The 20,759-nt window shown below is 71.6% G+C and carries 19 protein-coding genes; 9 read left to right on the forward strand and 10 right to left on the reverse strand.

Going from position 1 to position 20,759, the window contains the following annotated elements:
* The first annotated feature begins 39 nt into the window (after positions 1-39).
* The 3 genes from OG584_RS12710 (at position 40) to rocD (ending at position 2,586) form a co-directional block, all read left to right on the forward strand.
* The gene (locus OG584_RS12710; RefSeq protein ID WP_405777961.1) at positions 40-741 is read left to right on the forward strand and encodes an RNA polymerase sigma factor; all 702 of its coding nucleotides are present in this window, start codon (positions 40-42) and stop codon (positions 739-741) included.
* A gap of 15 nt (positions 742-756) precedes the next feature.
* Positions 757-1,257: a hypothetical protein gene (locus OG584_RS12715; protein WP_405777962.1), complete on the forward strand. Its 501-nt coding sequence runs from the start codon at positions 757-759 to the stop codon at positions 1,255-1,257.
* A 123-nt stretch (positions 1,258-1,380) separates the two neighbouring features.
* On the forward strand, positions 1,381-2,586 hold the full coding sequence (rocD, locus tag OG584_RS12720) for an ornithine--oxo-acid transaminase (protein ID WP_405777963.1): 1,206 nt from the start codon (positions 1,381-1,383) through the stop codon (positions 2,584-2,586).
* A gap of 47 nt (positions 2,587-2,633) precedes the next feature.
* On the opposite strand, the gene OG584_RS12725 is transcribed toward rocD, so the two are convergent.
* Both OG584_RS12725 and OG584_RS12730 read right to left on the reverse strand, forming a co-directional pair.
* Positions 2,634-3,908: a glutathionylspermidine synthase family protein gene (locus tag OG584_RS12725; RefSeq protein WP_405777964.1), complete on the reverse strand. Its 1,275-nt coding sequence runs from the start codon at positions 3,906-3,908 to the stop codon at positions 2,634-2,636.
* A 29-nt stretch (positions 3,909-3,937) separates the two neighbouring features.
* The gene (locus OG584_RS12730; protein ID WP_405777965.1) at positions 3,938-4,228 is read right to left on the reverse strand and encodes a hypothetical protein; all 291 of its coding nucleotides are present in this window, start codon (positions 4,226-4,228) and stop codon (positions 3,938-3,940) included.
* 259 nt (positions 4,229-4,487) lie between these two features.
* Here OG584_RS12730 and OG584_RS12735 point away from each other — a divergent pair, with 259 nt between their 5' ends.
* Entirely contained in the window at positions 4,488-5,315 is an 828-nt protein-coding gene (locus tag OG584_RS12735; protein ID WP_405784023.1) for a hypothetical protein, read from the forward strand.
* 124 nt (positions 5,316-5,439) lie between these two features.
* On the opposite strand, the gene OG584_RS12740 is transcribed toward OG584_RS12735, so the two are convergent.
* Positions 5,440-6,831 (reverse strand): PLP-dependent aminotransferase family protein, encoded by a 1,392-nt coding sequence (locus OG584_RS12740; protein ID WP_405777966.1) that lies wholly within the window; start codon positions 6,829-6,831, stop codon positions 5,440-5,442.
* An 83-nt stretch (positions 6,832-6,914) separates the two neighbouring features.
* On the opposite strand from OG584_RS12740, the gene OG584_RS12745 reads away from it, so the two are divergent.
* Both OG584_RS12745 and OG584_RS12750 read left to right on the forward strand, forming a co-directional pair.
* A complete protein-coding gene (locus OG584_RS12745; RefSeq protein ID WP_405777967.1) occupies positions 6,915-7,454 on the forward strand; it encodes a carboxymuconolactone decarboxylase family protein in 540 nt (179 codons plus the stop codon).
* A 114-nt stretch (positions 7,455-7,568) separates the two neighbouring features.
* Positions 7,569-8,309 carry an isocitrate lyase/phosphoenolpyruvate mutase family protein gene (locus OG584_RS12750; RefSeq protein ID WP_405777968.1) on the forward strand — a complete coding sequence of 247 codons (741 nt, stop codon included), beginning with the start codon at positions 7,569-7,571 and terminating at the stop codon, positions 8,307-8,309.
* A 171-nt stretch (positions 8,310-8,480) separates the two neighbouring features.
* Here OG584_RS12750 and OG584_RS12755 read toward each other — a convergent pair whose 3' ends face one another.
* From OG584_RS12755 to OG584_RS12765, 3 genes are all read right to left on the reverse strand, one after another.
* Positions 8,481-9,470, reverse strand: a complete 990-nt coding sequence (locus tag OG584_RS12755) for a malate dehydrogenase (RefSeq protein ID WP_405777969.1) — start codon at positions 9,468-9,470, stop codon at positions 8,481-8,483.
* A 445-nt stretch (positions 9,471-9,915) separates the two neighbouring features.
* Complete coding sequence (locus OG584_RS12760; protein WP_405777970.1) at positions 9,916-10,743, reverse strand: DUF3017 domain-containing protein; 828 nt, start codon at positions 10,741-10,743, stop codon at positions 9,916-9,918.
* A 214-nt stretch (positions 10,744-10,957) separates the two neighbouring features.
* The gene (locus OG584_RS12765; protein WP_405777971.1) at positions 10,958-11,812 is read right to left on the reverse strand and encodes a bifunctional methylenetetrahydrofolate dehydrogenase/methenyltetrahydrofolate cyclohydrolase; all 855 of its coding nucleotides are present in this window, start codon (positions 11,810-11,812) and stop codon (positions 10,958-10,960) included.
* Positions 11,813-12,024: 212 nt separating this feature from the next.
* On the opposite strand from OG584_RS12765, the gene OG584_RS12770 reads away from it, so the two are divergent.
* Complete coding sequence (locus OG584_RS12770) at positions 12,025-12,801, forward strand: RDD family protein (RefSeq protein WP_405777972.1); 777 nt, start codon at positions 12,025-12,027, stop codon at positions 12,799-12,801.
* Between the two features lie 86 nt (positions 12,802-12,887).
* On the opposite strand, the gene purH is transcribed toward OG584_RS12770, so the two are convergent.
* On the reverse strand, positions 12,888-14,456 hold the full coding sequence (gene purH, locus OG584_RS12775) for a bifunctional phosphoribosylaminoimidazolecarboxamide formyltransferase/IMP cyclohydrolase (RefSeq protein ID WP_405777973.1): 1,569 nt from the start codon (positions 14,454-14,456) through the stop codon (positions 12,888-12,890).
* Entirely contained in the window at positions 14,428-15,129 is a 702-nt protein-coding gene (purN, locus tag OG584_RS12780) for a phosphoribosylglycinamide formyltransferase (protein WP_405777974.1), read from the reverse strand. The genes purH and purN overlap by 29 nt, the downstream gene beginning before the upstream one ends.
* 157 nt (positions 15,130-15,286) lie before the next feature.
* On the opposite strand from purN, the gene OG584_RS12785 reads away from it, so the two are divergent.
* The gene (locus OG584_RS12785; RefSeq protein WP_405777975.1) at positions 15,287-16,207 is read left to right on the forward strand and encodes a hypothetical protein; all 921 of its coding nucleotides are present in this window, start codon (positions 15,287-15,289) and stop codon (positions 16,205-16,207) included.
* A gap of 21 nt (positions 16,208-16,228) precedes the next feature.
* On the opposite strand, the gene OG584_RS12790 is transcribed toward OG584_RS12785, so the two are convergent.
* A complete protein-coding gene (locus OG584_RS12790) occupies positions 16,229-18,133 on the reverse strand; it encodes a DUF6350 family protein (protein WP_405784024.1) in 1,905 nt (634 codons plus the stop codon).
* 135 nt (positions 18,134-18,268) lie between these two features.
* Between OG584_RS12790 and OG584_RS12795 the strand changes: the two genes are divergently transcribed.
* Entirely contained in the window at positions 18,269-19,648 is a 1,380-nt protein-coding gene (locus OG584_RS12795) for a helix-turn-helix domain-containing protein (protein WP_405777976.1), read from the forward strand.
* Positions 19,649-19,864: 216 nt separating this feature from the next.
* Here the strand turns inward: OG584_RS12795 and sucD are convergent, their stop codons facing one another.
* Complete coding sequence (gene sucD, locus OG584_RS12800; protein WP_405777977.1) at positions 19,865-20,752, reverse strand: succinate--CoA ligase subunit alpha; 888 nt, start codon at positions 20,750-20,752, stop codon at positions 19,865-19,867.
* Positions 20,753-20,759 lie beyond the last annotated feature (7 nt).

The following is a 20,759-nucleotide window of genomic DNA, read 5'->3' on the forward strand; positions in this document are numbered from 1 at the left end:
ATTCTCTCAGGTGCGGAACCGATCTCCGTCGCGCGGTGTATGAAACATGTGAGAACGCGGGAGGGGAGCCACGTCGCTGTCGCCGACGAGGCCGAGGTGATTGCGCGCGTGCGGGCCGGAGACGCCCAGGCGTACGCCGAGCTGGTGCGTGCGTACACAGGTATCGCACTCCGCGCGGCGGCCGCTTTCGGGGCCGGCGCGGATGCGGAGGATGTGGTGCAGTCGGCCTTCTTCAAGGCCTACCGGGCACTGGACCGCTTCAAGCCGGGCGCGGCGTTCCGGCCCTGGCTGCTGCGGATCGTCATGAACGAGACGCGGAACGCGCTGCGCTCCGCGGTCCGGCTGCGATCGGCTGCGGGGCGCGAGGCCGCGCTGTCGGGGGCTGAGCCGCTGATACCGGAGTCGGCAGATCCTGCGGCGGCCGTGCTCCGGGAGGAGCGCCGGACGCTGCTCCTGGCGGCGCTGGACCGGCTGAGCGCCGAGCAGCGGCTCGTTGTGACGTACCGCTATCTGCTGGAGATGGACGAGGCGGAGACGGCGGAGGCGCTGGGCTGGCCCCGGGGCACGGTGAAGTCACGGCTGAACCGCGCCCTGAAGAAGCTGAGCAAACTGCTCCCGCCACCGGACGGCGAGGTGACGGAGGTGGGGCAAGGGACAGCCACTGGAGAGACGGCCGCAGGAGCAGGGACCGGGTTGGGAGATGTGACCGGAGTGGGAGCGATGGCGGGGCGGGAGCGATGAGGCGAGGTGAGGGCTGTGCACGACTGGGGAGCCGGGGATGACCGGCGCGACAGACAGGACACGGCGGACCGTGGCGACCGCGCCCTGGGCGCACGCCGCAGGCAGCCCGGCCCCGGGCTGCCTGAGGAGCTGAGGGCCCTGGGGCGACGGCTCGGTGAACTGGGCGCGGACGGCCCGGCCGACCGACTGACGGGCGGACCGTCGACGGCCGCCCGGATGACGGCCGCGCAGACGACGGCCGCCCAGACGATGGCCGAGCGGGTGCTGGCCCGGATCCTGGCCGAGACCGAGACCGAGACCGCCCCCTGCCCGGACGACTCGGCCGGGATGCCCGAGCCAGGGCGGTTCCGGCGGGTACGGGTGTGGGCGCGGGACCGGCTCGACTGGTCGCACGGGTGGGCAGACCGGGGGGACGGGGAGGGCACGGCGCTGGACGTGCTGTACCCGCCCGGGACCCTCGCCCACCCGGCGCGGCGGTCCAGAAGGTTTCTGCCCGCCCGCCGCGGCCGACGATAGGAATGAGCACACGATGGCCCGAACACCGCAGAACCCGCGCCCGGACGGCCCGTACGCCGTAGGACCCGTACGCGGTGAGCCGCGTACGCGGTAAGACCCGTACGCCGTAAGAACGGAGAACCCGTGTCAGTTACCGAAGCATCGATCGCCTCTGCCGAAGCGCACAGCGCGCACAACTACCACCCGTTGCCCGTCGTCGTCGCCTCCGCGGACGGCGCGTGGATGACCGACGTCGAGGGGCACCGCTACCTCGACATGCTCGCCGGCTACTCGGCGCTCAACTTCGGCCACGGCAACCGCCGTTTGATCGACGCCGCCAAGGCCCAGCTGGAGCGGGTCACGCTCACCTCCCGGGCCTTCCACCACGACCGCTTCGCCGACTTCTCCACTCAGCTCGCCGAGCTGTGCGGCATGGAGATGGTGCTGCCGATGAACACCGGGGCCGAGGCGGTCGAGACCGCGGTGAAGACCGCCCGCAAGTGGGGGTACCGGGTCAAGGGCGTACCGGACGGACAGGCGAAGATCGTCGTCGCCGAGAACAACTTCCACGGCCGGACCACCACGATCGTCAGCTTCTCCACGGACGCTGAGGCCAGGGCGGACTTCGGCCCGTACACCCCCGGCTTCGAGATCGTGCCGTACGGGGATCTGGCCGCGCTGGAGGCTGCCGTCGACGCCAACACCGTGGCGGTACTGCTCGAACCCATCCAGGGCGAGGCGGGGGTCCTGGTGCCTCCGGCCGGGTATCTCCCGGGCGTACGGGAACTGACCCGCGAACGGAACGTTCTGTTCATCGCCGATGAGATCCAGTCCGGTCTCGGCAGGACCGGAAAGACCTTCGCCTGCGAGCACGAGGGCGTCGTGCCGGACATGTACGTCCTGGGCAAGGCGCTGGGCGGCGGGGTGGTTCCCGTGTCGGCGGTCGTCTCGTCCGCCGAGGTGCTGGGAGTCTTCAGGCCCGGGGAGCACGGGTCCACATTCGGTGGAAACCCGCTGGCCTGTGCCGTCGCCCTGGAGGTCATCGCGATGCTGCGGACCGGCGAGTTCCAGCAGCGGGCGACCGAGCTCGGCGAACACCTACACCGTGAACTGGCTCTCCTGGTGGGCAGTGGCACCGTGCAGGCCGTACGCGGTCGCGGACTGTGGGCGGGGGTCGACATCGCGCCCGCGCACGGCACCGGCCGGGAGATCTCCGAGAAGCTGATGGACCTGGGCGTGCTCGTGAAGGACACCCATGGCTCCACCATCCGGATCGCTCCGCCGCTGGTGATCAGCAAGGAGGACCTGGACTGGGGACTCGCCCAGCTCCGTACCGTGCTGAACCTCTGACACCGCTGACACCGCTGACACCGCTGCCGGGGCGGGAGCGGCGCGGGCTACAGGATGACGTGGGGCAGGAAACGGGCGTACTCGTCCGTCACCGGCCCTGCCGACTCCCGGATGCCGAGCCCCGCCGCCTCGTCCTCGACGACCCACGCACCGAGCACCACACGGTTGCCGTCGAAGTCGGGAAGGGGGGCCAACTCCTGGTAGCAGCAGACCTCGTCGGTCCGGACACCAGCGGCATGGGCGACACCACCGGCAGCGGAGCCGGCGCCACCGTGGTCCGCGGTCGCGGTCGCGGCCCCGGTCGCGGTCGCGGTCGGCGTCGTACCGGCGCCCGGCTCGTGGAGCAGGACCCCCGCGCCCTCACGGCCGAGCAGCGGTTTGGAGACATACCCTTTCGACAGGGCGAGTTCGCGCGGGCCGTCCAGATAGGCGGGCAGCAGATTCGGGTGTCCGGGATACAGCTCCCACAGAACGGCGAGCAGCGCCTTGTTGGAGAGCAGCATCTTCCAGGCGGGCTCTATCCAGCAGGTGGATCCGGTGGAACCGCCGTTGTCGAGAGTGTCCATGACGTGGGGCCCGAAGCTGTCCGTCGTCAGCCACTCCCACGGGTAGAGCTTGAAGCAGCTGCGGATGAAGCGCATCTGCTCGTCGACGAACCGCCCGGACAGCGGGTCCCAGCCGATCCGTTCCACCGCGAGTGCTTCGGTGTCGATCCCGGCCTGCTGGGCGGTCTCCCGCAGATAGGCGACCGTCATCAGGTCCTCGCCGAGTTCGTCCGCCTCGGAGTGCGCGAAGTGCAGCGGTCCCGGCGGCAGTAGCGGAGCCTGCCGCCTCCAGGCGTCGACGAGGCGTTCGTGCAGCGAGTTCCACTGGTCGGCGCCCGGGAAGCGGTCCTCCATCCAGAACCACTGCGGGCTGGCCGCCTCCACCAGTGAGGTCGGGGTGTCGGCGTTGTACTCCAGCATTTTCGCCGGGCCGCTGCCGTCGTAGCGCAGGTCGAACCGGCCGTAGACGGACGGCAGTTCGTCCCGCCGACGCCAGGCATCGCCGACCAGCCCGGCCAACCGGGGATCGGTGATGCCCAGCTCCGCGAACCGGCCGCGGTCGACGATGTGGGCGGCCGCGGCGAGGCACATCGTGTGCAGCTCCTCGACCACCTCCTCCAGCGCCTCGACCTCGGCCAGGGAGAACGAGTAGTACGCGCTCTCGTCCCAGTACGGGCGCAGGGAGTCGTCGGGGTAACGGGTCAGCGGATAGATCAGCCCCTGCTCCTCGACGATCTGCTGCCAGCCGGGGCGCGGTTCTATGGTGTGCCGCTTCATGGTTGTCCGCCCGTTCCGGTGCGTCCGGCTCAGCCGCCGCTGGAGTGGTGTCCGCCGCCGGAATCGGACCCGCCGCCGAAGCCGCCCCGGTGCACGGACGACTTGTTGAAACTGCCGCCCGAGACCTTGCCGTGCTTCGACGAGCCGCCGTAGTAATACGTGCCGCGGCCCGTGCCGTCGGTGCACTCGTGCTTCGGAAGCTGTTTGTGCGTCGAGGGGTCGACGCACCGCTTGTCCACATCGGAACCGCAGGCGGTGAGTGTCACCGCCAGCATCCCCATCCCCCCGAGCACCACAGCGCTCGACCTCATCCTGCGCATGCGCCGACCTCCCCCGTCGTACAGAACTGTCGTACCGAACCGTCGTCGAACCTGCGTTGCGAACCTGCCCTGCCAACCCGTCGCGCAGAGCCTGTCGCACCGAACCTGTCGGTGTACAGACTAGATGTCACCCAGGTTGCCCACCCAGAGGGGTGGATGACATGCCCTCGGCCGGGCCCTGCGCCCCAAGCGGCTCGGGAGGGCTCGGCCGGTCCTGTGCCCAGCACCGCCCGACTAGAGTCCTTTCGTGCTCCTTGGAATGATCTGCGCCCTCGGTTCAGCGATCTGCTTCGGCACGGCCTCCGTGTTCCAGGCCGCCGCCGCCCGCGCCTCCGCGCCCGGAACCGGGTCGGGTGTGGACGCGGCACTGCTGCTGCGCGCCCTGCGGCAGTGGCGCTACATCCTGGGACTCGGCCTGGACGGCCTCGGGTTCGTCCTCCAGATCATCGCCCTGCGCACCCTGCCGATCTATGCGGTCGGCGCCGCGCTCGCCGCGAGCCTCGCGGTCACCGCCGTGGTGGCGTCCCGCATCCTCGGCGTCCGGCTCTCCGGTACCGAATGGGGCGCGGTGGCCGTCGTCTGCGCGGGCCTCGGCATGCTGGGCCTCGCCTCCGGGGCCGAGGGGCACAACACCGGCTCGGCCGCGCTGCGCTGGTCGATGCTCGGGGTCGCCCTCGCGGTGCTCCTGGTCGGCACGGTGGCGGGCCGTCTCAGAGGCAGGGCGCGCGCCCTGGTGCTCGGTCTGGGCTCCGGGGTGGGTTTCGGCGTGGTCGAGGTGTCGGTACGCCTCATCGATTCCGTCGACTTCACCAACCCGGCGCTGTACGCCCTGCTCGTCGGCGGCGGTTCCGCCTTCCTGCTGCTCACATCGGCACTGCAGCGCGGTTCCGTGACCACGGCCACGGCAGGCATGGTCATCGGCGAGACGATCGGTCCCGCACTGGTGGGCGTGATCGCGCTGGGAGACCGCACGAGGGAGGGCCTGACGCCGCTGGCGGTGGCGGGCTTCGCGGTGGCCGTCGCGGGGGCACTCGCACTGGCGCGGTTCGGAGAGGCGCCGGCCGCATCGCCCCAGCCGGAGACCTGAGGGCCGAGAGCCGATGGCCCATGAGCCGATGCGCCCATGAGCCCATGTTCCGGAGCCTCCTGGGCTCTTGGTGCCGTGCGGGCCCGAAAGCCCCGCCCGGAAGCCCGGCCCGTACGCAGCTCTCCTACGGGAGCACCCGGCACAGCGCGTCGAGCGCCCCCGCCCACGCGCTGTCCGAGGGCGTCCCGTAGCCGACGACCAGCATGTCGCGCCCGTCCGCCACGCCCGCGTGCCGGAACTGGGACCCGCCGTCCAGCGCGAGCCCCTGCCAGGCCGCCGCCTGAACGACCGACCGCTCGGTGCCTTCGGGCAGTTCCAGTACGGCGTGCAGCCCTGCCGCGATCCCGGACACCTTGACGCCTGGCGCCCGTTCGGCCAGGGCCGCCACCAGCTGGTCGCGCCGTCGCCGGTAACGCAGCCGCATCGAGCGGACGTGCCGGTCGTACGCGCCGGACGCGATGAACTCCGCCAGCACCAGCTGCTCCAGGGCGCTGGACATCCAGTCGTTGCCCCCCTTCGCCTCCAGCACTTCCTCCACCATCGCGTCGGGCAGTACCAGCCAGCCGAGCCGCAGCCCGGGAGCTATGGATTTGCTGGCCGTCCCGCAGTAGACGACCCGCTCGGGATCCAGCCCCTGCAGCGCACCGACCGGCTGGCGGTCGTAGCGGAACTCGCCGTCGTAGTCGTCCTCCAGAATGACGCCACCCGTGGTCGTGGCCCAGTCGACTGCGGCCGTGCGCCGGTCCGGGTGGAGCGGGACACCCATCGGGAACTGGTGGGCCGGCGTCATCAGCACCGCGCCCTCGCGGCCCAGCGCGTCCGTACGCGAGCCGAGGCCGTCCAGAGGCAGCGGTCGCGTACGCAGCCCGGCCTCGACGAGCAGATTCCAGTGCTGTTCGAGCCCGTACGACTCGACGGCCACGTCCTGCACCCGTCTTCCCCGCAGGACCTTCCCCATCAGCATCAGCCCATGGGCGAATCCCGCGCAGACCACGATGCGCTCCGGGTCGGCGTGGACGCCACGCGCCCGCGCCAGATAGTCCGCCAGCACGGTGCGCAGTTCGATGCGGCCCCGCGGGTCGCCGTACCCGAACGCCTCGTGGGGCGCGGCGGTCAGTGCCTTCCTCGACGCCCTGAGCCACTCCGTGCGCGGAAAGGAGCCGAGGGCGGGCCGGCCGGGCCTGAGGCTGTGCGTGGGTCCGCTCCGCCGCGGCCGCCGGACAGCGGCCGGCTTGGCCTCCCCCCGCGGCACGGACCGTGGGGCCACCCTGGTTCCCGAGCCCTGCCGGGCGGTCAGCCAGCCTTCGGCCACCAGTTCGGCGTAGGCATCGGCGACGGTATTACGGGCCACACCAAGATCGACGGCGAGCGTACGCGAGGAGGGCAGCCGGGTCCCCGGCGCCAGCCGGCCCGTACGGACGGCTCGGCGCAGCGCGTCCGTGAGGCCGACTCGCAGCCCCGGCCCGGTGAGCTCCAGATGCAGGTCGACGCCGAAGGTGGCCCAGGAATCCGTCACAGAAATGGACCATACCCCTGCGCCATGTCCCGCGTAACGTCGTATGCATCACGACGAACAATGACATGAAGGGCAGAAGAGACATGACGGACAGTGCAGCCACCACGGACAGTGCGACCCCTCCGAACGCGGCCCCGGAGTACCTCCCCGAGCACACGCCCCGCCTCGACCTGACCAAGTTCGCGCCCGAGGTCTACAAGGCCATGGTCAACCTGGACGCGGCGGCCCGGCGCGGTGTCGATCCGACACTGCTCGAACTGGTCAAGATCCGCGCCTCCCAGATCAACCACTGCGCCTTCTGCATGGACATGCACTCGAAGGACGCCCTCGCCGCGGGCGAGTCGGTCGAGCGGATCGTGCAGCTGAGCGGCTGGGAGGAGTCGAAGCACTACTACACCGCGAAGGAGATCGCGGCGATCGAGCTCACCGAGGCCATCACGGTCCTGACCGACGGTTTCGTGCCGGACGAGGTGTACGCGCACGCCGCCGAGCACTTCGACGAGAACGAGCTGGCCCACCTGATCGCGGCGATCACGGTCATCAACTCCTGGAACCGCCTCGCCGTGTCCACCCGGATGGTGCCGGGCCACTACACACCGCGCGCCACCGCCCACCACCACTGACCGGCCGTCCCGGCCTTCCGGCCCCTCTCCACCGCCCCACCTCCACCGACCCCGCGACAAGGCGGCCGGACCACCACGGCCGCCGGTCCGGCTCCGCCACTGAAGGGTTCCGCCATGACGGACTTCCGCAGCCTCCACCTGGGCCGGCCCCCCGGCGACCCGCTGGTGCTCCCCGGCCCGTGGGACGCGGCCAGCGCACGCGTCTTCGCCGAAGCCGGGTTCCCGGCGCTCGCCACCCCCAGCGCCGGAATCGCGGCCGCGCTCGGTTACGCGGACGGCGAGACACCTGCCGACGAGATGTTCGCCGCTATCGGCCGGATCGTCCGGGCCGTCGAGGGTCTGGGGGTGGCTGTTTCGGCGGACATCGAGGCCGGGTACGGTCTGCCGCCGGACGAGATCGCCGGCCGGCTGCTCGACGCCGGCGTGGTCGGCTGCAACCTGGAGGACTCCTCCGGGGGAGCCCTCACCGACCCGCAGGAGAACGCCGACCGGCTCGCCGCGGTCCGCGCGGCCGCGGGAGGCGCACTGTTCATCAACGCGCGCGTGGATACGTACATCCGCGGCGTACACGATCCGGCACAGGCCATCGACCGTGCCCGCCGCTACCTGGCAGCGGGCGCCGACTGCGTCTACCCGATCATGGCGCCGCCCGAGCAGCTGCCCGCCCTTGCCTCCGGGGTCGGGGCGCCGCTCAACGCGGTCTTCCTGCCGGACGGGCCGTCGCCGCGCGAGCTGGGCGAACTGGGCGCCACCCGCGTCACGTTCGGCCCCGGCCTGCACCGGCAGTCGATGGAACGGCTGCGGCAGGACGCGAACACCCTGGCGGGCCCGCCGGCGGACGTACCGGGCAGCTGACACGCAGTTGGAGCCGCCGGGAGGCACCACGGCCCCTCCCGCTCCCGCCCGTCCCTCCCGCAAAAACCGGAAGCCCCCGGCAACCACGTGGTTGCCGGGGGCGTTCCTGTGCCAGGAGTCCGGACGAGCCGGGCCCGGACAAGCCGGGCAACGGAACCGCCGGAGTGCGGCTCAGATCAGGCCGAGCTCGCGGACGGCGTCGCGCTCCTCGGAGAGTTCCTTCACCGACGCGTCGATGCGGGTACGCGAGAAGTCGTTGATCTCCAGGCCCTGGACGATCTCGTACGTGCCGCCCTTGGTGGTGACCGGGAAGGACGAGATGAGGCCCTCGGGAACGCCGTAGGAGCCGTCCGACGGAATACCCATCGAGGTCCAGTCGCCGTCCGCCGTGCCGTTGACCCAGGTGTGGACGTGGTCGATGGCGGCATTCGCGGCCGAGGCCGCCGAAGACGCGCCACGGGCCTCGATGATCGCGGCGCCGCGCTTGGCGACGGTCGGGATGAAGGTGTCGGCCAGCCACTTCTCGTCGTTGACTGCCTCGGCGGCGTTCTTGCCGGCGACCTCGGCGTGGAAGATGTCCGGGTACTGCGTGGCGGAGTGGTTGCCCCAGATGGTGAGACGGCGGATCTCGGAGACCGGGACGCCGGTCTTCTGCGAGAGCTGCGAGATCGCCCGGTTGTGGTCGAGGCGGGTCATCGCGGTGAAGCGGTCGGCCGGTACGTCCGGGGCCGAGGCCTGCGCGATGAGCGCGTTGGTGTTGGCCGGGTTGCCGACGACCAGCACCTTGATGTCGTCCGCGGCGTTGTCGTTGATCGCCTTGCCCTGCGGGCCGAAGATACCGCCGTTGGCCGCGAGCAGATCACCGCGCTCCATGCCCTTGGTACGCGGGCGGGCGCCGACCAGGAGCGCGACGTTCGCGCCGGCGAAGGCGACGTTCGGGTCGTCCGTGATCTCGATGCCCTGAAGCAGCGGGAAGGCACAGTCGTCCAGCTCCATCGCGGTGCCCTCGGCGGCCTTCAGCCCCTGCGGGATCTCCAGGAGACGCAGCTTGACCGGCACATCCGAGCCGAGCAGGTGGCCCGAGGCGATGCGGAAGAGCAGCGCGTAGCCGATCTGGCCGGCCGCGCCGGTGACGGTGACATTCACAGGAGTGCGGGTCATGGCGTTCTCCGTAAGACAGCTGGCGGTGGGGGTCCCTGCCCCTGGTGCGGGAAATCTCGGACGCTCACACCCCGAACTGAATCTTGATGTGAAGAGACTTCCGACGTCAGGCTATCCGACCCCGCGAGCGACCGGCTCACGCCCCCGTGTGGCACGCCGCACACCCATCTCCTGGGCCCCGCTGCGCTCCGCGTACGCCCCCGGGTATCCCGCGCAGAGGCGCGCGTTGACCCCCGCGGACCTGCCACCTGCACGGCGGTGGCCGTCCGCGCCAGGGGGGGGGAGGCGCGGAGGGCCACCGCCGGGTGCAAGCACCCGTGGGGGGATACCGTCCGCCTGCCCCGGGAATCGCGGGCCACTCCCCCGAATTCTCTTTTATTTTCCGGTAGCCGCTCCAACGCCGTTATGCCCGGTCAGCGGCCTGCCGCCACAGCGGAGTTACGCGTCACCGCACGGTGATGCGCATCAGCCCCTCCAGGAACGGCAGCGTCAGCCACGGTTGCGGCTGCACCATGAGCGCGAGGAGCGTGATCACCACGCCGAGCACCCCGTACGTCACCATGTCCGTGAAGCGTGAGCGCACCGCGAGCATCCCGACGGAGCGCACCCACCAGCGCATCACGGCGCCACCGATCAGAGCGGCGCCGACCAGGAGCAGTCCCACCCGTGTCACGTCGAAGGCAACGAGCAGCAGCCCGACGCCGATCGTGACGAGCACCGTGAGCAGGGGCCACTGCCTGGCGGGCGCGGGCGCATCACTGGAGGCCGCCCGGCCACCGCCCTCGGGGCGCGCGGTGTCCCGCGTCACGCGGGGGAAGCGCCGGGTCGTGCGGACCGGCTCGCCGTCCGGACCGGGCGCGCTGACGGCGTCCTCCCCTTCGGGCTCGGCGAGGTCACCCTCCAGCCGGACGCCTTCCGACGCGCCGCCCTCAGGCGTCGCGCCCCCGGTGGCGGCGGAGTCGGTGGCGGCGGAGCCCGGCTCAGTGTTCTCGGTATCGGCCGAACCGGGCTCGCGCTCGGGCCCGGCAGCCCCGGGCTCACCAGCGCCGACGGGCTCGGCCGCCTCCGTGCTCCCGGGCTCCGCCGGCTCACCGGGTCCGGCAGGCACACCGGAGCCCGCGGGCCCAGCGGTACCACCGGGGTCCGCAGGCACGGCGGTGCCACCGGGGTCCGCGGGTGGCACGGCGGTGCCACCGGGGTCCGCGGGTGGCACGGCGGTGCCACCGGGGTCCGCGGGTGGCACGGCGGTGCCACCGGGGTCCGCGGGTGGCACGGCGGTGCCACCGGGGTCCGCAGTGTCACCCGATTCCGCGGGCCCGGAGGCTCCCACGGATCCGGCCGCTCCCGCGGGCCCGGAGGCTCCCGCGGATCCGGCAGCTCCCGCGGGCCCGGCAGCTCCCGCAGCGTCCGTGTCCGCGCTGCTCCCGCCGGGCGATCCCAGCCTGTCGGGCCCGTGCGGCTCATCGGGCCCCATCCGTGCGGCCGCGTCAGCCGACACTGCGCTCCGCCGCCTCCACGACGTTCACCAGCAGCTGGGCGCGGGTCATCGGGCCCACCCCGCCAGGGTTCGGGGAGATCCAGCCGGCCACTTCCGCGACACCGGGGTGCACGTCACCGGCGATCTTGCCGTTCTCGTCCCGGCTGACACCGACGTCGAGGACGGCCGCGCCCTCCTTGACGTCCTCGGCGTTGATGATGTGCCGGACACCCGCGGCGGAGACGATGATGTCCGCCTGCTTGAGCAGCGCGGGCAGGTCACGGGTGCCGGTGTGGCACTGCGTGACGGTGGCGTTCTCGGACTTACGGGTCAGCAGCAGCGGGATGGAACGGCCGACGGTGATACCGCGGCCGACGACCACGACATGCGCCCCGTTGATCTCCACACCATGGTGGCGGAGCAGCTGGATGATGCCGTACGGGGTGCAGGGCAGCGGGCCCTCCTCGTTCAGCACCAGCTTGCCGAGGCTGGTGGGGTGCAGCCCGTCGGCGTCCTTGGCCGGGTCCATCAGCCCCAGGACACGGTTGGTGTCGATGCCCTTGGGGAGCGGCAACTGCACGATGTAGCCGGTGCATTCGGGGTTCTCGTTGAGCTCCCGGACGACCGCCTCGATGTCTTCCTGGGTTGCCGTGCCGGGGAGTTCACGCTGGATGGAGCCGATTCCGACCTCGGCGCAGTCACGGTGCTTGCCGTTGACGTACCACCGGCTGCCGGGGTCGTCGCCGACGAGCAGGGTGCCGAGGCCGGGGGCCACCCCCTTCTCCTTGAGGGCCGCCACGCGGCCGGTCAGTTCGGACTTGATCGCGGCTGCGGTGGCCTTGCCGTCGAGAATCTGGGCTGTCATACGAGCCATTCTTTCAGGGGGCGGCATGATCGCCCAAGTTGCGCTTGCACAACACATACGGACTGCGACTGGACAAACTTACGTGGCGTTTAGAAGCATGTTGTCCGCAGTCCGCGGGCAGTGTCGGGGGGCAGACCGCTGAGACGTTTCTCTTCACCAATCCTCCGCTCGAACCGCGTCGTCCCCGCATGAACCAACGGAGGAATCCAGCCATGAGCTTCGGCGAACCGAACCCGAACAATCCTTACGGCCCGCCCCAGGGGCAGCCGCAGGGACAGCCCCAGCAGCCGCCGCAGCCCGGTTACGGATACCCGCAGCAGCCCCCGCAGGGCTACCCGCAGCAGGCCCCCCAGGGTGTGCCGCCGCAGGGCCAGCCGCCGCAGCCCGGCTACGGCTACCCGCAGGCGCCGCCGGTGCAGCCGCCCTACGGCGGTGGGTACGGGCAGCAGCCGGGCACCCTCCAGGCGAACAACGGGTACATCAACATCCCCCTCCTCGGCACGGTCGAGGTCGCTTCGATGGGCCGGCGCCTGGGGGCCCGCGCGATCGACGGCGTCGCCATCGGCGTCATCCTCAGCATCCTCATGGCCGTCGGTCTGGCCGGGGCGGTGGGCATCGCGAAGAGCTGTGACATCAACTCCGCCGACTACAACTCGTGCGTGGACAACGCCAGCTCCGGCTTCCTCTCGCTGATGCTCACCTGGATCGCCGTCTTCGCCGGGTTCAGCCTGCTCTACGAGTGGCTGATGGTTTCGCTGGTCGGCGCCACCCTCGGCAAGCTGGCCGTCGGCCTGCGCGTCGTCAAGGAGAACACGGGACAGAAGCCCGGTCTGGGCTCGGGTTTCATCCGCTACATCATCCCGATCGTGGGAGCGTTCCTCTGCTACATCGGGGCGATCCTGGTGTACCTGTCGCCGTTCTTCGACAACTCCGGGAAGCTGCAGGGCTGGCACGACCGGGCCGCGGGAACCCTGGTCATCAAGAAGTAGCCACCGCAGGCAGCAGCCGCTGCTGCCGTTCAGCCGAAGGCCGCACCCTCACCGGGTGCGGCCTTCGCCGTCAACTCCCGGCGGTATCAGTGGAAGAAGTGCCGCGTACCGGTGAAGTACATCGTCACGCCCGCCTTCTCGGCGGCCTCCACGACCAGCTCGTCACGGACCGAACCGCCCGGCTGCACCACGGCCCTGACCCCGGCGTTCGCCAGGATCTCGAAGCCGTCGGGGAACGGGAAGAAGGCGTCGGACGCGGCGTACGCCCCGCGTGCCCGCTCCTCGCCCGCGCGCTCGACGGCGAGCTTCGCGGAGTCGACCCGGTTGACCTGGCCCATCCCGACGCCGACGGACGCGCCGTCCTTGGCGAGCAGGATCGCGTTGGACTTCACCGCGCGGCACGCCTTCCAGGCGAACGACAGCTCGGCCAGCTCATCCGCCGCGAGCGCGTCGCCGGACGCGAGCGTCCAGTTCGCCGCGTCGTCACCGTCGGCCTGGAGGCGGTCGGCGGCCTGCAGCAGCGCGCCGCCGTCGATCTGCTTGACCTCGACCGCGGCCGACGGCGCGTCGGGGCAGCGCAGCACCCGGATGTTCTTCTTGCGCGCCAGTACCTCGACAGCCCCGTCCTCGTACGCCGGAGCGACGACGACCTCGGTGAAGATGGGCGCGATCTGCTCGGCGAGCTCCACGGTGACCGGGCGGTTGACCGCGATCACGCCGCCGTAGGCGGACACCGGGTCGCAGGCGTGCGCCTTGCGGTGCGCCTCCGCCAGGTCGTCGGCGATCGCGATGCCGCACGGGTTGGCGTGCTTGATGATCGCCACACAGGGCTCGGCGTGGTCGTACGCGGCCCGGCGCGCGGCGTCGGTGTCCGTGTAGTTGTTGTACGACATCTCCTTGCCGTGCAGCTGCTCGGCCTGGGCGAGGCCGCCCGTACCGGAGACATACAGCGCGGCGCCCTGGTGCGGGTTCTCGCCGTAGCGCAGGACGTTCCCGCGCTCGTACGTCGCGCCGAGGAACTCGGGGAAGCCACTGTCGTCGGCCGCCGCGTAATCGTCGGCGAACCAGCCGGCGACCGCCACGTCGTACGCGGCGGTGTGGCGGAACGCCTCGGCCGCGAGCCGCTTGCGTGCGGTCAGGTCGAAGCCACCGCCCTTGACGGCGGTGAGGACGTCGGCATACCGCTCGGGGCTGGTGACGACGGCGACCGACGGGTGGTTCTTGGCCGCGGCCCTGACCATCGACGGACCGCCGATGTCGATCTGCTCGACGCACTCGTCCGGCGTGGCGCCGGAGGCGACGGTCTCGGTGAAGGGGTAGAGGTTCACCACGACCAGGTCGAAGGGCTCCACCTCCAGCTCGGCGAGCTGCCTGCGGTGGTCCTCCAGGCGCAGGTCGGCGAGGATTCCGGCGTGCACCCGGGGGTGCAGTGTCTTGACCCGGCCGTCGAGGCACTCCGGGAACCCGGTGAGCTCCTCGACCTTGGTGACCGGCACACCGGCTGCGGCGATCTTCGCCGCGGTGGATCCGGTGGAGACGAGCGTGACGCCCGCCTCGTGCAGCCCGAGGGCCAGCTCCTCCAGACCCGACTTGTCGTAGACGCTGACGAGCGCGCGCCGGATGGGCTTAACGGTGTCCGTGTTCTCGGTGTGCACCGACCTGAACCTTTCGTCCCTCTATGCGGTAGCCGTTACGGGCCAGACGCCCCACGACATCGACGAGCAGCTTCCGCTCGACTTCCTTGATGCGCTCGTGAAGAGCGCTTTCGTCGTCCTGCTCCCGGATCTCGACCACACCCTGCGCGATGATCGGTCCGGTGTCGACGCCGTCGTCGACGAAGTGGACGGTGCAGCCGGTCACCCTGGCGCCGTACGCGAGCGCGTCCCGTACGCCGTGGGCGCCGGGGAACGCGGGGAGCAGCGCCGGGTGCGTGTTGACGATCCGGCCGCCGAAGGCCGCGAGGAACCTCTCCCCCACGATCTTCATGAACCCGGCCGACACGACCAGGTCGGGTGCGTAGGCGGCGGTGGCCTCGGCCAGCGCCGCGTCCCACGCGTCGCGGTCCGCGTACTCCTTCACCTTGCAGACGAAGGTCGGCAGTCCCGCACCGCGCGCGCGGTCGAGTCCGGCGATGCCGTCGCGGTCAGCACCGACCGCAACGACCTCGGCACCGTAGGCGGCCGGATCGTCACCGATCGCGTCGAGCAGGGCCTGCAGATTGGTCCCGGAACCGGAGACCAGCACGACCAGGCGGGCGGGGGAGGACGGGGAGGCCACAGCGGGGCCCTTTCTGGATACGACTTGTGCGGTCGTACGAATAGATCGCATCCCCCGATACGGGGAACTCTACGAACGCGCCGACCGTCGGCAACGATACCGGCACACCGAACGGCCCCCACGGGACGGGGGCACGGCCGAGAGGTAGCGTCTGGGGACAGGACCTGTCTCCCGGGCAGGAACCGAATGAGGGGAAGACGTTCACCAGATGCAGGACCGACGCCACCGCGCGACTCTCCGCACCCCGCCGCACGGGCAGGGTTCACTGCTGCTGCGGGAACGCCGGCCCTCTTCGACGGAGCCGGACGACAACCCGTTCGCGCCCCCGCCCGCGGACCGGCCGGACCAGCCGTGGCGGCCCCGGCAGCCACAGCACCGGGCGGACAGCGACGGCGGCAGTGACGGCGACGGCCACGGGAAGGGCGACGACGGCGACTCGCCCTCATCGCCCGGCCGTGGTGGCCAGTGGAGCCCGGTGCAGCCGGGCCGCCACGACGGCGGGTTCGGCGGCCCCCAGCGGCCCACCGGCGGTCAGGGCGGGCCGGGCGGACCGGACAACGGGCGGAACGGCGGCCAGGGCGGCGGCCCAGGTCCGGGCCTGCGCTGGGATCCGAAGGACCCGGCTCAGCGCAGGGCGCGCTATGCGCTGCTCGCCGGGATGTGGGCGTTCTTCTTCGCGCTCTTCAATCTGCCGGAGATCGGCCTGCTCCTCGGTGCGCTCGCGCTGTACTGGGGCATCAGCGCACTGCGCGCGAAGCCGGGGCCGGGGCCGGGCGACAAGGAGACCGCGGCCCGGACGGCTCCGCAGCCCCCGGCCACCCCGACCGACGGACCGCCGCCGGGCCCGGGTGTGCCTCCGGCACCGACAGCGCCGCCTGCTCCCGGCCCGTACACGGGTCCTTACGCCGGTGCTACGGCCGTCGCGTCGAAGCAGCAGATCACGGCCGCGGTGAGCGGCATGGTGACCGCGGGGCTCGCGCTGGTGATCGTGATCCTGACGTTCTCCGCACAGCTCGTGTACCGGGACTACTACACCTGCGTGGACGACGCACTCACGAAGCAGGGCCAGATCGCCTGCAACAGCAACCTGCCGCACTCGCTGGTTCCGGTTCTCGGTACGAAGAAGTAGCGGCGACGCAGCCCACCGGGCTCAGTCCTCCTCCGTGTAGGGCATCGGCGGCCAGATCTCCGGGCCCCCGGCGCCGGGGCCGGAAGCGGTGGCGGGGCCTGAACCGGTGGGCCGCTGCGAGGGGTTCTGGTCGGCGTTGTCCTCAACCGGCGCGACCGGCTCGGCAGGCGTGGCCGGTGCCGGGACATCTTCCCGGTCGGGCCACCCGGCGGCGTGGCTTCCGGGCGCTGCGTCGCCCTCGTCGGAGTCACCGCTCCCTCCGGCCTCCCTGTGCTCCTCAGCCTGCGCGTTCGTCCCGGTCTTCGCGTTCGTCCCGGCGCGTTCGCCGCTCTTCTCGGGCACCCCGTCCTCCTCGGGCACCCCGTCCTCCTCGGCCTTGCCCGCAGCAGACAGGGACGCCGACGACGCATAGGGACCGTCCCCGTCGCCCCCGTCCTGTGCGTCCGTGAGCGGGAACCTCGCCAGCAGCTTTCCGGACATCGCCCGCAGGGCAGCCCACCGCCCCGCCCCGCTGCCGTGCGGCTCCGGTCCCGCCGTGGCCGCGCTGTCCGCAGCGGCTGCCGGTCCGACCGTCCCAGCCGCCCCGACTGGAGCGGGGGCTTCCACCAGGTAGGGCACGGCCACCGCAGCCGGGGCTTCCACAGCGGATCGCGCGGCGGGCCGAGTGCTCCGCAGCGCCCACCAGCGCCGGACCAGGGCCACTGGAAGCCCCGTTGCCGCTGTCCAGGCGAGGGTCGCCACCCCGGTGTGCCACCACACCGGGCCGAAGGACGTCAGTCTGCCCGTGCCGAGGGGGCCACCGGCGAGAGCAGCCAGCACGGCCATCGCCGTCGCGCAGAGGGCGGCTGCCGACAGCGCCGTGAGGGTGGTCCGGCCTAGGCTCTCAGGGCGCTCGCCCTCCCGCACCCGCGTCGCGAACCATCCCAGCACGGCCCCCGCGGTCAGCGGCACACACACGACCGCCCAGTTCAGCGGCGACCCGCCGCCGGGGCCCGGCAGGGCGGCCAGCAGCGGAAAGTAGGGAAGCGCCGCGTTTCCGGTCACCATGAGCGGGGTCACCGACGCGCCGGCGCCGAGGGTGAACCCCGGGCCGAGTACGTACGAGGCGCCCCACACCGCCGCGTTCGGCACCAGCGCGACGGCCAGCAGCAGGACGGCGAACCGTCCCGACAGGGCGCCGGTCAGCCGCAGAAACGATTCCTGCGCGGCAGCCCCGTGCCAGACCAGGGACCCGCCGACCAGCAGCGCTCCCCCACCGGCAAGCACAGCCACCCCGGCGGCTCCGGACCGCAGCGACGTCGACACCTGTGGGTGTTCGAGGGCGCGTCGTACACCGTCGGCAAACGCCTGCCCACCGGAGGACCTCCGGTGCGCCGAACCTCCGGCGGCCCCACGCCAGTAGCCGCGCGCCCGCCAGACGCCCACCCCGGCAGCCGTACCGGCCACGAGCGGCAGGTGCCACAGCGCGCTCAGCGGCTCGGCGGGCAGGGCACCGCCCGACGCGTAGGCCGTCACAGCGGCGGCCACCAGGAGATAGCCGCCGGTCACCGCGCACAGGGCGCCGGGCACCGACGGCCCCGGACGGCCGTTGGCGGGGTCGAGCGCGTCATGCGCGGCCCGCTGGACGAGCCAGACGGGCAGGGCGACCAGCAGCACCGGCACCACGCCCAGCGGCGCGGGCACACCCGACGTGGTGTCCAGCCTGGTCAGTTCCGTGCCGTGAGCGAGCAGCCACAGCGAGGCGGTGACATGCAGCGCGCCGCCCGGCCCGCTGTCGGGATAGGGGGAGCTGATCCACAGCATCATCACCAGCACGGTGAGCGGGCCGAGTCCGAGCGCCGCCGCGAGCCCGCCCCGCAGCAGGCAGTCGGCCAGAACGGCGGAACGGGTCCGCACGGGGGCGAGCGACGGGCTGTAGTCGGTCATCTGGGTCACGCGGGCCATGCTGCCAACGACACGCGCTTTCACCGCGTAACAGGCAAAGGTCGGTCGTGTCACTCAATATACGGTTATGCACTTTTTGGCCCGCCGTCCCGGCGTGAGCAGCGCGGGAGGCATCTCATGACGGAACTGCCTTCCCCGAAGGAGCTGCGGCGTCTGCGCGAGGCGAAGTCGCTGAGCCCCGGTCAGATCGCGGCGTCGATCGGTGTCACACGGGCGTCGGTACGGGCGTGGGAATCCGGCCGCTCGACCCCTCAGGGTCGCAACCGCGAGGCGTACACCAAGCTGCTGTTCGCGGACCCGCCGGCGGAATCAGCGGCAGAGCCCGGCACGGAACCGGCGACGGAACCGGCGACGGAGCTCAGGGCGGACATCACGCCGGAACTCGCGGCACCTCTCGGGGCGGAACTTGGGGCAGAACTCGGGGCAGAACTCGCGGCAGAACCGGCCCGCATGGCCGTGGCGACGGCAACCGCTGAGCCGCTGACTGTCCTGACCCCGCCTCCGGCAACAACAGCGACAACAACAGCGACGACAGCCACGGCAACCACAACAACCACGGGGGAACCGGCCGACGGGACCACGCACGCGGCCGGTTCCGTCTCCGGAGCAAGCCACTCCAAAGATCTGCAACCAGGAACACCCGCCGCGCAGGACACACACGGCTCACCGGCCGCGCAGGACCCGGACCAGCCGCCCGGCATCACCCCCGCCGAGGCCTTCGACATGCTCTACGCGCAGGCAGCGCCGGGCCTCGTGCACCAGACGTATCTGCTCACCGGCCGCCGCCGCCTCGCCGGCGAGGCGGTCGAGCGCGCGTTCCACCTGGCGTGGCAGCGCTGGCCGGAGGTCGCGACAGACCGTGACCCGGCCGGCTGGGTACGCGCGGCGGCGTACGAGTACGCGATGTCACCCTGGCACCACCTGGGCCGCAAGCGCAGGCGTACCGACCGCCGGGCGACGGATCCCGCGCAGGTGCCGCTGCGGGACGCCGTGCTGCGCCTTCCTCCCGCATACCGGCGCACGCTGCTGCTCTACGACGGGCTCGGGCTCGACCTTCCGGAGACCGCGGCGGAAACGGAAGCGAGCACACCCGCGGCTGCGAACAGGCTCCTGTACGCGAGGGCCGCCGTGGCGCGGACCTTCCCCGACCTGGAAGAACCCTCGACGCTCCAGGAACATCTGGGTGCACTCACCAGGACGGGCCCCGAAAGGGCGCTTCCGGGACCGCGCACCGTACGGCGGGGCAGCGAGCGCCGGACCCGTTTCTGGACACGGTTCACCGTCGGCTGCGTCGTCCTGCTCACAGCCCTGACCGCGTTCACTCTGGCCACGGCCCCGACCCACTACGCGCGGCCGACCGGCCCCCCGCAGCGCGTTGAGGGTGTCCCGCCTCGCAAGGGCCCTCAGCGGCTGACCACCGAGGACAGGAAACTGCACCGGGAACTCGAGTCGGTCCCGGCGAACGGACCGGGGCGCCTCGTACCGCAGCTGGGCTGAGCACGGCCCCCGGGTCCGGGTACGGCCTGTTCAGGGCCTGACCCGTTCGAGCCGCACCCGGCTCCGAACCCGGACCGGCGGGCCACCCGGCCACCCGGCTGCCCGGCTGCCCGGCTGCCCGGCTGCCCGGAACACGTGAGCGGGCCCGCACCCCCTGGAGACCAGGGAGAGCGGGCCCGCTCACGTACGACCGGGTTGACCGGGCAATCGGATCGGCTACGAGCCGGCGAGGATCGCACGGGCCAGCTTGGCCGTCTCGGTCGGCGTCTTGCCGACCTTGACGCCCGCAGCCTCGAGCGCTTCCTTCTTCGCCTGCGCGGTGCCGGAGGAGCCGGAGACGATGGCGCCGGCGTGGCCCATGGTCTTGCCCTCGGGCGCCGTGAAGCCCGCGACGTAGCCGACGACCGGCTTGGTCACGTTCTTGGCGATGTAGTCGGCCGCACGCTCCTCGGCGTCGCCGCCGATCTCGCCGATCATCACGATGAGGTCCGTCTCGGGGTCCGCCTCGAACGCCGCGAGGGCGTCGATGTGCGTCGTCCCGATGACCGGGTCGCCACCGATGCCGACGGCCGACGAGAAGCCGATGTCACGGAGCTCGTACATCATCTGGTAGGTCAGCGTGCCCGACTTGGACACGAGACCGATACGGCCGGGCTTGGTGATGTCGCCCGGGATGATGCCGGCGTTGGACTGTCCGGGGGTGATCAGGCCGGGGCAGTTCGGACCGATGATCCGGGTCTTGTCGCCCTTGGACTTGGCGTACGCGTAGAACGCGGCCGAGTCGTGTACCGCGATGCCCTCGGTGATGACGACGGCAAGCGGAATCTCGGCGTCGATCGCCTCGACGACGGCGGCCTTGGAGAAGGCCGGCGGCACGAAGAGGACCGACACGTCGGCGCCGGTCTTCTCGATGGCCTCGGCGACCGTGCCGAACACGGGAACGTCGGTGCCGTCGAAGTCGACGGAGGTGCCGGCCTTGCGGGGGTTCACGCCGCCGACGATGTTGGTGCCGTCAGCGAGCATGAGCTTGGTGTGCTTCATGCCGGTGGCGCCGGTCATCCCCTGGACGATGACCTTGCTTTCCTTGGTCAGGAAAATAGCCATGGTGTTG

The sequence above is a fragment of the Streptomyces sp. NBC_00859 genome (genome assembly GCF_045161865.1).
In the GTDB taxonomy this organism is placed as follows: Bacteria; Actinomycetota; Actinomycetes; order Streptomycetales; family Streptomycetaceae; genus Streptomyces.